The sequence below is a fragment of the Flavihumibacter stibioxidans genome, assembly GCF_014332695.1.
Classification (GTDB): Bacteria; Bacteroidota; Bacteroidia; order Chitinophagales; family Chitinophagaceae; genus Flavihumibacter; species Flavihumibacter stibioxidans.
In genome coordinates this window covers 109,041-124,776 of the sequence record NZ_MBUA01000030.1, presented here as the reverse complement: position 1 = coordinate 124,776, position 15,736 = coordinate 109,041, and the positions used below count along the sequence as shown (strand labels likewise).

12 protein-coding genes are annotated in these 15,736 nt (G+C 47.9%); 6 read left to right on the top strand and 6 right to left on the bottom strand.

The window, feature by feature from the left end; all coding sequences use genetic code 11:
* Nucleotides 1-28: 28 nt before the first annotated feature.
* Nucleotides 29-814 carry an alpha/beta fold hydrolase gene (locus tag BC349_RS18635; protein WP_187258308.1) on the bottom strand — a complete coding sequence of 262 codons (786 nt, stop codon included), beginning with the start codon at nt 812-814 and terminating at the stop codon, nt 29-31.
* Nucleotides 811-2,802, bottom strand: a complete 1,992-nt coding sequence (locus BC349_RS18630; RefSeq protein ID WP_187258307.1) for a KUP/HAK/KT family potassium transporter — start codon at nt 2,800-2,802, stop codon at nt 811-813. Before BC349_RS18630 ends, BC349_RS18635 begins: the two co-directional genes overlap by 4 nt.
* A gap of 194 nt (nt 2,803-2,996) precedes the next feature.
* Here BC349_RS18630 and BC349_RS18625 point away from each other — a divergent pair, with 194 nt between their 5' ends.
* From BC349_RS18625 to BC349_RS18605, 5 genes are all read left to right on the top strand, one after another.
* On the top strand, nt 2,997-4,535 hold the full coding sequence (locus BC349_RS18625; RefSeq protein WP_187258306.1) for a hypothetical protein: 1,539 nt from the start codon (nt 2,997-2,999) through the stop codon (nt 4,533-4,535).
* Between the two features lie 11 nt (nt 4,536-4,546).
* Complete coding sequence (locus tag BC349_RS18620) at nt 4,547-5,536, top strand: hypothetical protein (protein ID WP_187258305.1); 990 nt, start codon at nt 4,547-4,549, stop codon at nt 5,534-5,536.
* Between the two features lie 49 nt (nt 5,537-5,585).
* Nucleotides 5,586-6,260, top strand: a complete 675-nt coding sequence (gene purQ / locus BC349_RS18615) for a phosphoribosylformylglycinamidine synthase subunit PurQ (protein WP_187258304.1) — start codon at nt 5,586-5,588, stop codon at nt 6,258-6,260.
* A gap of 495 nt (nt 6,261-6,755) precedes the next feature.
* Complete coding sequence (locus tag BC349_RS18610; protein WP_187258303.1) at nt 6,756-7,208, top strand: protein-disulfide reductase DsbD domain-containing protein; 453 nt, start codon at nt 6,756-6,758, stop codon at nt 7,206-7,208.
* Between the two features lie 86 nt (nt 7,209-7,294).
* Nucleotides 7,295-9,295 (top strand): protein-disulfide reductase DsbD family protein, encoded by a 2,001-nt coding sequence (locus tag BC349_RS18605; RefSeq protein WP_187258302.1) that lies wholly within the window; start codon nt 7,295-7,297, stop codon nt 9,293-9,295.
* Nucleotides 9,296-9,433: 138 nt separating this feature from the next.
* Here the strand turns inward: BC349_RS18605 and BC349_RS18600 are convergent, their stop codons facing one another.
* Complete coding sequence (locus tag BC349_RS18600) at nt 9,434-10,210, bottom strand: endonuclease/exonuclease/phosphatase family protein (RefSeq protein ID WP_187258301.1); 777 nt, start codon at nt 10,208-10,210, stop codon at nt 9,434-9,436.
* A gap of 270 nt (nt 10,211-10,480) precedes the next feature.
* Nucleotides 10,481-11,062 carry an RNA polymerase sigma factor gene (locus BC349_RS18595; protein WP_187258300.1) on the bottom strand — a complete coding sequence of 194 codons (582 nt, stop codon included), beginning with the start codon at nt 11,060-11,062 and terminating at the stop codon, nt 10,481-10,483.
* A gap of 252 nt (nt 11,063-11,314) precedes the next feature.
* On the opposite strand from BC349_RS18595, the gene uvrA reads away from it, so the two are divergent.
* Entirely contained in the window at nt 11,315-14,110 is a 2,796-nt protein-coding gene (gene uvrA, locus BC349_RS18590; protein ID WP_187258299.1) for an excinuclease ABC subunit UvrA, read from the top strand.
* A 130-nt stretch (nt 14,111-14,240) separates the two neighbouring features.
* Here the strand turns inward: uvrA and BC349_RS18585 are convergent, their stop codons facing one another.
* A complete protein-coding gene (locus tag BC349_RS18585) occupies nt 14,241-15,116 on the bottom strand; it encodes a DUF5602 domain-containing protein (protein ID WP_187258298.1) in 876 nt (291 codons plus the stop codon).
* 159 nt (nt 15,117-15,275) lie between these two features.
* Nucleotides 15,276-15,701: a DUF4293 domain-containing protein gene (locus BC349_RS18580; RefSeq protein WP_187258297.1), complete on the bottom strand. Its 426-nt coding sequence runs from the start codon at nt 15,699-15,701 to the stop codon at nt 15,276-15,278.
* Nucleotides 15,702-15,736 lie beyond the last annotated feature (35 nt).

Genomic DNA, 15,736 nt, shown 5'->3' with positions numbered 1-15,736 from the left:
TATGCCATACTTTCCGCCGTGAGAAGGGTTAATATTTGAGGATATCCCTGATGAAATTATGGTATTCGGGAAACTGCGGCAGGTTGTTGTGGCCACCGCCGTGGATGCGGATCAGGGTGATCTTACCCGGACTGATGCGCTGCAGTTTCTCGCTGTGCCGGATGGGTATCAGCCAGTCGCGGGTGCCATGGATAATATAGGTGTGACAGTTCACATGACGAATCCACCTGTCAGTGCGCAGGTGATAACGCAATACCAGTGATACCGGCAGAATGGGAAGAAATCTCTCCACCACCTTTTTGAAACTGTAATAGGGGGCATCCAGGATGAGGTAACGGGGACGATTATCCGAAGCTATCCTGGCCGCGAATCCGCTTCCGATGCTCCGGCCATAAACGATGATATGGTGTTCGGGGTATTGAACAGCCAGGGTATCATAAACATACTGAATATCCTTCAGCATTTCCTTTTCACTTCGCTTGCCGGTGCTCTTGCCAAATCCCCGGTAATCAACCAGCACCACGTCGTAATTGTAACGGTAAAAATCGCGGGCATATTTCGCCCAGCCCTTTATGCTGCGCGAATTGCCATGCAGGTATAATACAAGTCCAAGAGGGTTCTCCCGGTGAAAATGCAATCCGTTGATCCGCACACCCGGCTCTACATCGAAGAATAATTCCCGGAAGGGGATGTCATATTGGAATTTGAAATCCTGGTGCAGTTTTTCCGGTTTAAAAATAAGCTTCTCCTGCAGCAGGTAGGCCAGTATGCTGAGCAGCAGGACCACGCCGGCTATGAGGATGACTGCGTTCACAGGTCTCCGTCCTCCTCATGGTAGACCCTTTTCAGCCGGATGCTGGTAACGGGGGCTACGATCAGCGGAAACTTCTCCACCACTACATTGGAGGGGTCGAGTCCGAAGCCGCGTTCTTCCGACAGGCTGATCTCTTTCAGCCAGAAATAGAATTTCATGATAATCCTTTCAAAGAAAGGCAGCTCATTATCCTGGCTCAGGTATTTTTCCATTACGATGAACTGGAAATCGCCCACCACATTGTTCCGTTCAAGGCTTTCGTAACGGCTGTAGATATTCACTTCCTTATTGCTAACCAACTCCTCCACCACCTTGCGGAACAGCAGGTTGATCTTGGGCTCCATCCTGAAGCCCAGCCTGAATTCGACCCGGATGATATCATTCGGGATGATATGGTCCACCACATATTCGCAGGTGTAGGGATCATCCAGTGTATCCACGTGCACGAACCAGTAAATATCGGCACGTTTCGGTTTTTTATTCAGGATGGAATAAATGATCTTATGTTCAATTTCCTTGGGATTATTGGCGCTGGTCATATAAACCAGGTGCGTGGCATGTTTGGGAACTGTTTTGTCGTTGCTCAGTTCCTGGATCAGGGGAACATAATGTTCCAGCCGAACAAATTCCACATAGCGGTTCTTGATCTTACGGCTCCGGTAAGAAACATACATGACGATGAACATGCCGAAACCGATCAGCAGTGTAATGTAGCCGCCATGCGTGAATTTCTCCAGCAACGCCACCAGGAATGATGTCTCTATGATAAAGAAAGTTGCGAGGAAGAGGTATATAACGTAAGAGGGTACCCGCTTTGCCACCATGTAATTGGAGAACAGTATGGTAGTGGTTATAAAAGTTACGATGATCGCCAGACCGTAGGCCGCTTCCATTTTGGAAGACTCCTTGAAATAAAGTACGATGCCCACACAACCGACGAACATCATTGTGTTGATGCCGGGAATGAACAGCTGGCCTTTTTCTTCCGAGGGGTAACGGATCTTGAGCCTGGGCCAGAGATTCAGTCGCATGGCCTCACTGATAAGGGTATACGCTCCTGAGATCATGGCCTGGCTGGCGATGATGGCGGCAGTAGTGGCGATGATTACACCCGGAATGATAAACCACTGTGGCATGAGGTCATAAAAGGCATTGATTCCCATGGCCGCCTTGTTTTCCGGCGTTACTTCTATGCCCGCCCGGTTGGCCAGCAGGTAGGCACCCTGCCCAAAATAGTTCAGCAGCAGACAGATCTTTACATAAATCCAGGATATCCTGATATTGTCGCGTCCGCAATGTCCAAGATCGCTGTAAAGCGCTTCGGCACCCGTTGTACAGAGAAATACTGCTCCCAGCAGCCAGATCGCTTTCGGGTAAGTGGCAATGAATTCGATGGCATAATAGGGGTTGATGGCTTTGAGGATACTGAGGTCATCTGTGATATGCAATATTCCCAGTACGCCCAGCATCGTAAACCAGATCGCCATGATTGGCCCGAACATTTTCCCGATGGAAGCCGTTCCGAACTGCTGCATGAAAAAGAACAGGCTGATGATGCCCAGTACGATATACACAATGGTGCTGGTATGCAGTTCATGGAAAACAGGAAGTTCTTTCAGGCCTTCGATGGAGGAAGTGATGGTCATGGGAGGGGTAATGATCCCGTCTGCCAGCAGCGAGGCGCCGCCGATCATGGCGGGTATCACCAGCCATTTTTTCCTTCGCCGCACCAGGGCATAGAGGGCAAAGGTTCCGCCTTCACCCCGGTTGTCTGCCCGCAGCACCAGCCATACATATTTTACAGTAGTGATCATGGTGAGGGTCCAGATAATACAGGACAGTGATCCGATGATCAGGTCACTGGTTACCGTACGGCCTGAAATGATCGCATTGAAAACGTAAAGAGGAGAGGTGCCAATGTCACCGTAAATAATCCCAAGAGCAATTAACAATCCCGCAATAGTGACTTTGTTCGTGTTTTTTCCCACAGTTGGAATGGTTGCGCCGGGTTAACTACCGGCAGGTACAAAGAAAAAACCACGGTTTCCCGTAGCTGTAATGCAAAGGTATAGTTAAAAATATGATACTATACTCATATGTTTTGCAGATAAACAACCAGGCAGTTCGTAAAATTGTCACTTATATTATAGATAGCTTGTTAACTTTATTAAAAGCGTACGTCATGAAAATCAGGCTTTTCGCCATAGGACTTATTTTGCTGGCAGCAACGGGCATCCAGGCCCAGGGGCCGCGCGTGGTTTATTCGGAACCGGAAAAGGATGATACCCGGCGCACCAATTTTGAGATATTGGGTAAACTGGGCAATGAGTTCCTGATTTACAAAAACAACCGCAGCAGCCATACTATCGGGGTATATGATAACGACATGAAATTGCTGCAGAACGTGAATCTTGATTTCATGCCGGATAAGATGATCAACATGGATTATATCGCCTACCCCGACCGGGTAATGCTGTTTTACCAGTACCAGAAAAGGCGGGTGGTTTACTGTGATTACGTGGTCGTTGGAGAAAATGGAAGGCTGCTGACCCAGCCCGCCACCCTTGATACCACGGAAATCAACTTCTCTTCCAATAATAAGATCTATACAGTTGTCAACAGTGACGACAAGCAGAAGATAATGCTGTTCAAGGTGAACAGCAGCGACCCGAGGAAATTCATCCTTACATCCTTCCTCTACAATGCCCGGCTGGAGCAGATTACCCGCAACCGCAGCGAAATTCCCATGCAGGAAAGAAATGAGTATTTCTCTGATTTTCACCTGAGCAATTCCGGTGAACTGGTGGTGGCGAAATTCTCAAGGGCGGGCAGTAACAGCGATTTTATTGCCGGAGTAACGATGATGATCAAGTATCCCGATTCCCTGGGCTTCAGCACGCAGGATGTAAATATCGGTAAGCAGATACTCGACAACCTGCTGATGAAAATCGATAACAACAACAACCGGGTGCTCATCTCCTCCTTCTACTCAAAACAGAAAAGAGGAAATATGGAAGGGGTTTATATTGTGGACTGGGACAAGGCCGCCAATAAAAAGATTATGGATACCGCCATATTCTTCAGCGATGAATTGCGGGTGCTGGCCAAGGGCAACGATGCCAATAAGAAAACGGCTTTCAATGATTTTTTTATCAAAAATATCCTGACCCGAAAAGACGGTGGATTTGTGATTATAAGCGAGGCACTGTACACCACTTCACGGTACAGCAATTTCAACCGCTGGGATTATATGGGCTGGGGCAACCCCTGGATGAGCCCGCTGAACTACGGATACTGGTCCCCGATGTACAGCCCTTATGGCATGCCCTGGAACCGCTATGGTTGGAACAACAATACCCAGAACCGATATTTTGCCGAGAACGTACTGGTGCTTTCCTTCGACCGCACCGGAAAGATGGAATGGAGCAACGTGATCACGAAAAGCCAGTACGACGATGAAAGCGATAACCTGGTTTCTTACGGAAATATGAATACAGGCGGTGAAGTACACTTTCTTTTTAATACTTTCGAGAGAAGGACTTTCGTGCTGACCGACCAAAGCCTGGATGCAACTGGTAAGATCACACGATATCCGACTTTTAAAAACCTGGATAAAGGGTATGAGTTCATGCCAAGATTTGCCAAACAGGTAAGTGCCAGGCAAATACTCATCCCCTGCCTGTACAGGAACTACCTGTGCTTTTCCAGGGTTGACTTTTAAAACCTGCCAATGTGATTGGAGTATTCCGGCAAAAGAATCCAGGAAATGCGATTGGTCTGCTGATCTATGCATTGATCCTGAAATTTCCGTTATTCCTGCATACACCTGCACCCTTACAGCAGGCTGATGATAATTATCTGTATAAACTGATACTTAAAGTCCTTGCTCCCCTCGGGGGGCAGCAGGGATTTTTATATAGCTTCCTGGCATTTATTTTCCTTTTCCTGCAGGCCAGCCTGCTGAACCGGATCGCCAATTCGGTCAAACTGTTTCCCAGGCCCAATTTCCTGGTGGGCATGTCCTTCCTGCTCGTCACCTCTCTTTTACCCGAATGGAACCAGTTTTCATCCACCCTCCTGGTCAATTTCCTGCTGATCTGGATCTGGTATGGTATGGTGGGATGGTATAACAATAACAAGCCACTGTCCGCGATCTTCAATACCAGCCTGCTGGTGGGCATATTACCCCTCTTATACAGCCCGTCCATCGGTTTCATCGTGATGGTGGTGCTGGGAGTGATCATTACCCGACCGATGCGGATCGGGGAGTGGCTGGTGGCTGCGGTCGGCTTTCTGGTACCCTATTATTTCCTGATGGTGGTGCTTTTTCTCACAGATAACCTGCAGCCGGACGGGCTGCTGCCAAAGATCAGTTTCCACCTGCCCAGGCTGCCGGAATCGCTTTGGGTAACCGGCGGAATGCTGCTGATGGTGGTGCCATTCCTGGTGGGAGGCTATTTTGTACAGGATAACCTGAACAAGATGCTGATACAGGTGAGGAAAAACTGGAGCCTGCTCCTGTCTGTAATGCTGGTAGGTCTGATTATCATCCTGGTAAACCCCGGGAATACCTACCAGCACTGGATGCTGAGCTGTGTGCCCATTGCCTGTTTTCACGCGGCAACCTATTATTATCCCGATAAAAAAGCCTTTCCCCTGATCCTGCACTGGCTGGTTTTCGCTTTTTGCATAGTCGTAAATTATTTCCCCCATTTAACCTGATGCCTTTTCAGGGGGATGGATTAACTTTGCGGGCAATTAATTCAACTTCATGAAATTCGGTGTAGTCGTATTCCCCGGTTCCAACTGTGACAGAGATATGCAGGAAGCCCTGCAAAATGATCTTGGCCAGGAAGTGATCATGTTATGGCATAAGGACAAAGACCTGAGCATGTTTTCTACAGAAGACTGTATCATTCTGCCGGGTGGATTTTCCTACGGCGATTACCTGCGCTGCGGTGCGGTAGCCCGTTTTAGTCCCATGATGCAGAGCGTGATCGAATTTGCCAACCGCGGCGGAAAGGTCCTGGGTGTATGTAACGGTTTCCAGATCCTCTGCGAGGCCCACTTGCTGCCCGGGGTACTCCTGCGTAACGCCAACCAGCAGTTCATCTGCAAGAATGTTTATCTCAAGGGCATTGGTTCCGACAAAGCCCTGAAAATACCAATTGCACACGGGGAAGGCCGGTATTTTGCCGATGAAGCCACCCTCGACCAACTGGAAGCCAATGGCCAGGTTATCTACCGCTACTGTGATGAGAACGGTAATATTACTGCTGCCGCCAACCCCAATGGCGCCAGCCGGAACATTGCGGGTATCCGCAATGCCGCCGGAAATGTATTCGGTATGATGCCCCACCCCGAACGTGCCTGCACTTCCGAGCTGGGCAATATCGATGGTCGCATCATCCTGGAAGCCCTGCTGGGCATGGGAATAACCGCCTGAGGTCTGCGTCCCTGGAAAAGCGTCTGACGTTTGTGCCCACGGAAAAGCGTCTGACGTTTGTGCCCACGGAAAAGCGTCTGACGTTTGTGCCCACGGAAATCAGTTAATACCAACGTCAGACGCTTATGAACCCAACGTCTGACGTTTGTGCCCACGGAAAAGCGTCTGACGTTTGTGCCCACGGAAATCAGTTAATACCAACGTCAGACGCTTATGAACCCAACGTCTGACGTTTGTGCTCACGGAAAAGCGTCTGACGTTTGTGCCCACGGAAATCAGTTAATACCAACGTCAGACGCTTATGAGCCCAACGTCTGACGTTTGTGTCCCACGGAAAAGCGTCTGACGTTTGTGCCCACGGAAATCAGTTAATACCAACGTCAGACGCTTATGAGACGCTTATGAACCCGACATCTGACACTTCCGCCCCGCTAACCCTTTCCTTATGTGACTAGGTTAACATATAATTTGAACTTTTTCGTTGAATTTTGTGTCATGAAAAAAATCATTACTACCCTTCTTGCCCTGGTTGTAACGGTGGCATTGTTCGCTCAGAGTAATAAACAGGTTCAATGGACCTTTCAGTCAAAGAAAATCGCTGAAAATACCTATGAAGTTAGAATGACTGCAAATATTGGCGGAAATTACCATATATATGCGCAGGATGGTGGCGATGGACCCGTTTCCACAGCCTTCCAGTTTACCAAAAACCCATTGATTTCTTTGGATGGTAAGGTGAAGGAGCAGGGGAAAATGAAAAAAGTATTTGAGGAGGCATTCAGTTCTGAAGTGCGGTACTATGAAAATAAGGTCGACTTTATTCAGGTGGTGAAAGTCAAAGGCAAGGCCAGGACAAATCTGGCAGGTGCTGTGGAATTCATGGTCTGCAATGATAAGGAATGCCTGCCCCCTGCAACTGTAAACTTTAAAGTCCAGATCGGCGGTTAATCCGATGGCCGTCTCTCTAAAATAATTAACGAGTTCTGACTGAAAGGACTCGTTTGTTTTTTCAAGACCCCGAATCCATAGTGATCATGCTGAAAAGAATTTTATTCGTTTTATTTACGACCATTGGTTTCCTGTCAGCATTTGCCCAGGATAGTATACCCGCAGCTGTAAACTGGAGTTTCGACGCCAGGAAACAGGCCGATGGACAGTACCTGCTACAACTGAAAGCCGCCATCCAGCCCGGATGGAAACTGTTTTCCACAACCGCGAAAGATGATGAACCCAATACCAGGGTGGTGCTGGATTCCGCCATTCAGCTAAATGCAGGAACACTTACTGAAAAAGGCACCCTTCAGAAAAAGCCTGAACCACTCTTTGATAACGCAGAAATCCCCTTTTTTGAAAATGAACTGGTGATCGAACTGCCGCTCTCAGGAATAGCCAATGGTTCGGATATCAGGGGCGTGATCAACTTTATGGCGCTGAAAGGGGAGGACGTTGTGGGTCCCGAAGAAGTGCCTTTCAGGTTTTCGGTGGATGCCACCGGCACGATCAGTACCAAAGAGGCGGGACTTAAAGAGGTAAGCGGAGCCGCTGAGGGCTTAAAGAGAACTGCCATTGATCTTAATAACCCGGTTGCTCCATGTGGTGGAACCGGTTTGGAAGAATCCGGCGAAAAGGGGTTGCTGAGCATCTTTGTGCTTGGTTTCCTGGGAGGGCTCATTGCATTATTTACGCCCTGTGTGTTTCCGATGATTCCGCTGACCGTTTCGTTTTTTACCAAAAAATCACAGGACCGTAAAAAAGGAATAGGCAACGCATTGCTCTATGGTTTTTTCATTTTCCTGATATATGTAATTCTGTCCACACCTTTCCATTTCCTGGACAGCCTGAATCCTGAGATACTAAACAATATTTCTACCAACGTTTGGCTGAACCTGGTGTTCTTTGTCATTTTCGTGGTCTTTGCCCTGTCGTTTTTCGGACTGTTTGAGATCACCCTTCCCAGCAGTTTCTCCAACTCCGTTGACCATAAATCGGGCATTGGCGGCACCATCGGGATATTCTTTATGGCTTTGACCCTGGCCCTGGTATCTTTTTCCTGTACTGGTCCGATCCTTGGCTCCCTGCTGGCGGGCTCCCTGTCCTCAGACGGAGGCGCCATGCAATTGACTATTGGAATGGCTGGATTCGGACTGGCACTGGCACTTCCTTTTGCCCTTTTTGCCCTGTTCCCGAACTGGCTTAGTGCTATGCCGAAATCCGGGGGATGGCTGACCACCGTGAAGGTTGTCCTTGGTTTTCTGGAACTGGCACTGGCGATCAAATTCCTCTCCAATGCTGACCTGGTTAAACACTGGGGCATACTTCCCCGCGAAGTGTTCTTTGGCATCTGGATACTGATCGGAACCGCTTTAAGCCTGTACCTTTTTGGAATCCTGCGGTTTAAAAATGAGGCGCCGGTCAGGAAACTCGGACCTGTCCGTTTGATCGCTGCCGTATTCTTCAGTCTTTTTACCATTTACCTGTTGCCGGGTGTAACCAATACGAAATATGCCAACCGGGCTTTGATCAGCGGCTTCCCGCCACCACTCACTTATAGTGTATATGGTCATGAGGCCGCCTCCGGTAAAGGGGTGGAACCGCAGGTGGTAAATGATTATGAAAAAGCGCTGTCGCTGGCCAGGGAACAGAACAAGCCCTTGCTGATCGATTTCACGGGATGGGCCTGTGTTAACTGCCGCAAAATGGAAGAAAATGTTTGGACACAGCCTGCGGTTAAAGAGTTGATCAGTCAGCATTTCATCCTCGTGTCCTTGTATGTGGATGATCGACAGAAATTACCGGAAGACCAGCAATTTATTTTTACCAACGCGCAGGGGGAGAAGAAGAACATCATTACTGTGGGGGATAAGTTTGCCACCATGGAAGTTGAGAATTTCCGCAATGCCTCCCAGCCCCTTTATGTGATCATCTCGCCGGAAGAACGGCTCCTGAACAAACCAATCGGCTATACTCCCAATGAGAAGGATTACCTCGATTGGCTGGAATGCGGTAAAAAGGCCGCCGACAGCAGCAAATACTAATCGTTGATTTCACCCGTCGGGTGGAGATTTCACCCGTCGGGTGGAGATTTCTCCCGTCGGGTGGGCACAGCGAATAACTTCCAATACCCTCCCGACGGGTGAAATCATGAGCTAATACAACAATACTGCTTAATCCCCCTATCTCAACCTGATTATCCCCAACACCGGCCGGTGGTCTGACGCATGGGGTTCGTCGATAACTGTCTGGCGGATCATTTTCCACCTGTGCCCAGCGGAGAGGAAAATATAATCAATCTTTAATTTCGGCTTGTCTGCCGGAAACGTGTGGGAACTGTCTGTTTCCAGCAGTTGGGTAAAACGATCTTTCATTATTCCGATGCTTTTTGCCCCGGGAACTGCGTTGAAATCACCGGCAATTATGGTGGGTACAGAATTCGTTTTTTCGAGTTTCTGCAACATGTCAGACACCTGCATTATCCGCTGATCCTCGCTTTTGTGGTCGAGGTGTACTGTGGCGAAACGAATGGGTTTATTACCCTTCAGGGAAATCTCCGCCATATACATCAACCTGCTTTCACTGTTGGGGTCATCCTTATAATATGGAAGCCGGTAGGTGGCAGTAGCTTTTATTGGGTAACGCGACAGGATCCCGAGACCATAAGTGCCGCCATCATAGGAAAAATTGCTTCCAAAGCACTGGTACATCCCTGTTAGTTCGCCCAATTCTTTCATCTGGTCCACCTTTCCGTTGCGGTTGGTAACGCTGTCAACTTCCTGCAGTGCAACCAGGTCTGGTTTGTATTGATTGATCACTGCGGCAATCTGCCTGATATCCACTGTACCCTTCATGTCCCTTGCATGGTGGATATTGTAGGTCATGATGGTCATCTTTTGCGCATAACCCCCATGGAAACCTACGCTCATCGCCACTATAAAAGTCAGTATTCTTTTCATGCCGGCAATCTAACCAGAATAAAGGAAATCACCACTCACCCTTCACCCTTCACCATTCACCATTCACCATTCACCAAAAAAGCCCCCATTAGGAGGCTTTTTCAATTTGGCGTCATTCTGTAACAGCCTTCTGGCTGGCAAGCGAAACATTGGAAATGTCAGAGGGAGCTACAGAATGACATTATTTTAATCGGGTCGATTTTTTCAATTGCAATAATACTGTTTCAAAAAATCAATTCCGTTTTTTTTGATTTAAAAAAAGATTAAATGTTACAGTGCGATATTTTTTTCAGTCATCATTTTACGCAGGTTGATCAAACCATATCGCATGCGTCCCAATGCTGTGTTGATACTGCAATTGGTAAGGGCAGCAATCTCTTTGAAACTAAGTTCTGCATAATGACGAAGGATGATCACTTCGCGCTGGTCTTCCGGCAGGAGGTCCAGCATCTGGCGAACGCGGTCATGACTCTGACGCTTCATCATTTTCACATCTGCACCATCTTCAGTGAAGTTGATCACTTCAAAAATATCACGGTCATCGCTTGTCTTGATAGCAGGTGAACGTTTTACTTTACGGAAATGATCCACACACAGGTTGTGTGCAATACGCATAGCCCAGGGAAGGAATTTTCCTTCTTCTGTGTAGCGGCCTACACGCAGGGTGTCAATGATTTTGATCAGCACATCCTGAAAAATATCCTCCGCCAGGTATTTGTCTTTTACCAGGAAAAGAATGGATGTGTACAGTTTGTCTTTGTGACGCAGGATAAGGCTCTCGAGGGCGCTCATGTCTCCATCCATGAACATGTGGATGAGTTCATTGTCCGTTTTAATGGAATGTGATTTCATAAACTTCTACGGTTTTTAAGAGTTAAATGGGATATTGGTTACAAGGATTGGGAAAAATACGATCGGAGTAGTAGATATACTATAGGCGTGAGTTTTGGGTTTTTCTAATAGGACGTAATTGTTAACTAAAAATAATAATTTTTACTAATAAACAAGATTTTGGCAAATTATTTTTTTGGGACTGCATTTTCCGCACTCATTATCTCTCTCTAAACATCTCTCCTCCTTATCTGTTAATTTTGTAGTTCCATTATGAAATCAGCCAAAGAATCATCAAGTCGTCAGGCCAATGATATATATATCAAAGGTGCCCGTGTGCACAATCTTAAAAATATTGATGTCACCATACCACGCAACAAACTGGTGGTAGTGACCGGCGTGTCGGGTTCCGGAAAATCTTCCCTTACCATCGACACCTTGTTTGCGGAAGGACAAAGACGTTATGCAGAAAGCCTGAGCGCATATGCCCGCCAGTTCCTGATGCGGATGAACAAACCCGATGTCGATTTTATAAAAGGACTTTGTCCCGCTATTGCCATCGAACAGAAAGTGATCACCAGAACGCCCCGCTCAACAGTGGGAAGTATGACGGAGATATATGATTACCTGCGGCTTCTTTTTGCAAGAACCGGTATCACGATATCGCCGGTTTCGGGTAGGCAGGTACGTAAGGACGATGTATCTGATGTGGTGAACGCAATCAAAGCATTGGGCAAAGGTGATAAAGTGCTCGTCCTGGTTCCCTTTCGTCAGCATACAAACCGTTCTGTGGAGGAAGAGCTCGGAATCTTGCTGCAAAAAGGATTCAGTCGTTTGTACGATGGGGAATTGCTGCGGATAGAAGACCTGATCGAATCCTTCCAGGCTGCAAAGGCATGGAAACCTTCCCCTAAAAAACCTGTTTACCTGCTGGTAGACAGGCTGGTGGTTAAAGAATTTGATGAAGATGATCTGCACCGGATGGCTGATTCTGTTGGCACGGCATTTTACGAGGGAGAGGGCGAGATGTTCTTGCAGGTAAACGAAAAGGAATTGCTCACTTTTTCCAACCGCTTTGAGCTGGATGGGATTACCTTCGAAGAACCGGTTCCCAACCTGTTTTCCTTTAATAATCCCTTTGGCGCCTGCCCAACCTGCGAAGGCTTTTCCCAGGTGCTGGGAATCGATGAGGACCTGGTTATTCCTGACAAACGGTTAAGTGTATACGAAGGCGCCGTGGCGCCCTGGAGGGGTGAGAAACTCGGATTGTGGAAAGATCAGTTTGTAAAGGCTTCCCGCCAAACCGGCTTCCCGATTCATAAGCCCATCGCCGACCTTACCAAAGAACAATACCGGCAATTGTGGAAAGGCGTTTCCACAGCACAGGGTATTGATGATTTTTTCAGGGAAGTGGAACAAAACCTGTATAAGGTTCAGTACAGGGTCTTGTTATCCCGCTATCGTGGCCGCACTACCTGTCCCGATTGTAATGGCTACCGCCTCCGGAAGGAAGCGCTTTATGTAAAAGTGGGCGGCAGGCATATCGGTGAACTTTGCGAAATGCCGGTACGTGATCTGCAGACCTGGTTCCGCGAACTGGAACTGAGCGATTACCATCGCCAGGTGGCAAAAAGGATATTACTTGAAATCGAAACAAGAATAGGTACTTTAATGGACGTGGGACTGGGATACCTCACGCTCGCTCGACTGGCCAATTCCCTGAGCGGAGGGGAGAGCCAGCGGATACAACTGACCCGCAGCCTGGGAAGTAATCTCACCAATTCTCTGTACATCCTGGATGAGCCTTCCATTGGATTGCATTCAAGAGATACCGAGAGACTTATCAGTGTGCTGAAATCACTCCGTGACCTGGGGAATACGGTTGTGGTGGTGGAACATGATGAACTAATGATGCGGCAGGCTGATCATATCATTGATATGGGGCCTTTGGCCAGTCACCTGGGTGGCGAAGTAGTGGCTGCCGGAGATTTTGATGCCATCTCCAAAGATAAAAACAGCCTGACCGGAAAATACCTTACAGGGAAATTCAGTATCGATCCGCCTGCACGCCTGCGCAACTGGCAAAGGTCGGTTATAGTAAAAGGAGCACGACAGCATAACCTGCAAAATATAGATGTTGAATTTCCACTCGGCGTGCTGACGGTCGTTAGTGGCGTGAGTGGAAGTGGAAAAACAACGCTGGTCAAGCAGATACTTTACCCCGGACTGCAAAAAATAAAAGGCGAGGCCGCTGATAAGGTGGGCATGCATCGATCCATTGAAGGTGATATAGATTTTATTTCGCAGATCGAACTGGTTGACCAGAATCCTATCGGTAAATCATCCCGCAGTAACCCCGTAACCTATATTAAGGCATATGATGAGATCCGCGACCTGTTTGCATCGCAGCCATTGAGTAAAATGCGGGGCTTCCAGCCAAAGCATTTTTCTTTCAATGTGGATGGCGGCCGTTGTGACGCCTGCAAGGGAGAGGGTGAACAGATCGTTGAAATGCAGTTCCTGGCCGATGTGCACCTTACCTGCGATGTGTGTGGCGGTAAGCGGTTTAAGGAAGAAGTACTGGAAGTGACCTATCGTGAAAAAAACATCTTCGACGTGCTGGAAATGAGCGTGGATGAAGCACTGGAATTTTTTGCAGCGGAGAAAGATGTAATCAATAAGATCAGGGCATTGAGTGATGTGGGACTGGGGTACGTAAAACTTGGTCAGTCATCAGATACCCTTTCAGGCGGTGAGGCCCAGCGGGTTAAGCTGGCGTCGTTTCTGGGAAAGGGACGCGCACAGGGACATATCCTGTTCATTTTTGATGAACCTACTACCGGACTGCATTTTCACGACATCAAAAAATTACTGGCATCCTTTAATGCCCTGGTGGACCAGGGACATACCATACTCGTAATTGAGCACAATACTGATGTGATCAAAAGTGCCGACTGGGTCATCGACCTTGGTCCCGAAGCCGGTGATGGCGGCGGACAACTGGTCTATGCCGGTGTGCCAAAAGGATTGAAAGAAGTTAAGGAAAGCAAAACCGGCAGGTTTTTATAGGAAAAGGTGTCTGACGTTTGCGTCCAGGCAAGGTGTCTGACGTTTAGGATTACTGAATTCGACGATCTCAAACGTCAGACACCTGTGAACCTAAACGTCAGGCACCTTAAACATGTCAGACACCAACCTTTCAATTCTCTCGTGGTGCACCATTCTGGCAGTTCTCACCAAACCACCTGAACTCAGACAGGGAAATAAAGTGATTACCACATTTCTGGTCTCTCCAGATTTTATAAACCGTGGGGTAAAATCCCGGTTCACTGTAAAATTTCGGCTGTCCGTAAGGGTTAGTACTTGCTGCCCCGCTCAAAAGATGGTCCAGCGTGATCATTGGTTCAACAAAAATGAGCTTGCCGTTAAATGACCCATAGATCATTTCCTTTACAAACTGGAACCCCGGAGCAAATACATGTGGCTGTAATAAATGTCTTCCCATGGCAGGTTCGGCCCCGGCAGGACCCGGAGGGGACCCAAAACCGACAGGCAGATAATCCCCCGTTGGCATATTATTGAAACCATCAGGGTTAACCGAATAGGCAGGAATCGCCAGCCTTTCCTGGTTGCTGATCAGGTAAAAATGGAAATCGAAATGTGCAGGATCAAAAATGCCCGGAGGCGGATGCCCGTTCGGATTCCAGTTGAGACCTATGTGCCTGAACCGGGTTGTCTGCAGCGCCCTGGCAGGTAAAGGCAGCACAATGGTTTCATGCTCCGGAATGGGATTTGAGTTGCCATTGGAAAGTCCCCCGAGTGTGGCAGCACTTATTTCAATACCAATTTCAAGGGGCAGGCCTTTTTTTCCTACTTTGTACCAGGATCTGGCAAAACCATTCCCTAATGGCACCGCCGGCCCGTTGTAGGTATGAACATACCCCCTCCACGAGTGCAGCAGGTTTTCATCGGCTTCAGTTAATGCCTGATTGTTAATGTCCTCTTTCTGGCAGGAAGACAGCAGCAAGGATCCAATCAAGGCGATGGATAATTGCCGCAGTAATAAAGGTTTCATACATCTATGATTAAAAGTGAAAAAAGACAGATGAAACCGGATTAAGTATATGTAGTTTGAGGGACAGAAAAAAGCTCCGTCAGCAATGGGAAGTAAGTCAGGTTAAATGTAAGAAAATAAGCTGGAAAAAACTGTTGCCTGTTGGGGGCATTTTCCCCGTTACCGCAAACGATCCAGGCTTTTGATCAGTTTTTCATCCTTACGAATTCCGGCAGCGGCCAAAATCAGGAAGATCATCATCGCAATAGGCAGGAGACCACCCCATTGATAAGTGCCCTGGACCATTGCGGTGGTTTTTTTGAAGTTTTCAACGGAATATACCTGCAGACCCGTAACGCCGGCAGATAAAAGCACGCCAACAATGGCCAGCTTAAATTGGGTCGGCCTGTTGCGGAACAGGAATATCGCAATCAGGGACATGCTGGCAATACCCACAGCAAGGGCAAAAGAAAGCAGGCTTTCTGATGCAAGGTAATGACGTTTGGTCTGGTCTGCCAGGGTCGCAGTAAACAGGGGTACTTTAGCCATCGCAAATCCGCTAATGGCTGCCAGGGCCAGCCAGATGGTTTGTATACGTTGAATCATATGATTATCTCGTTGGGGGCGTAAAAATAGTTAAA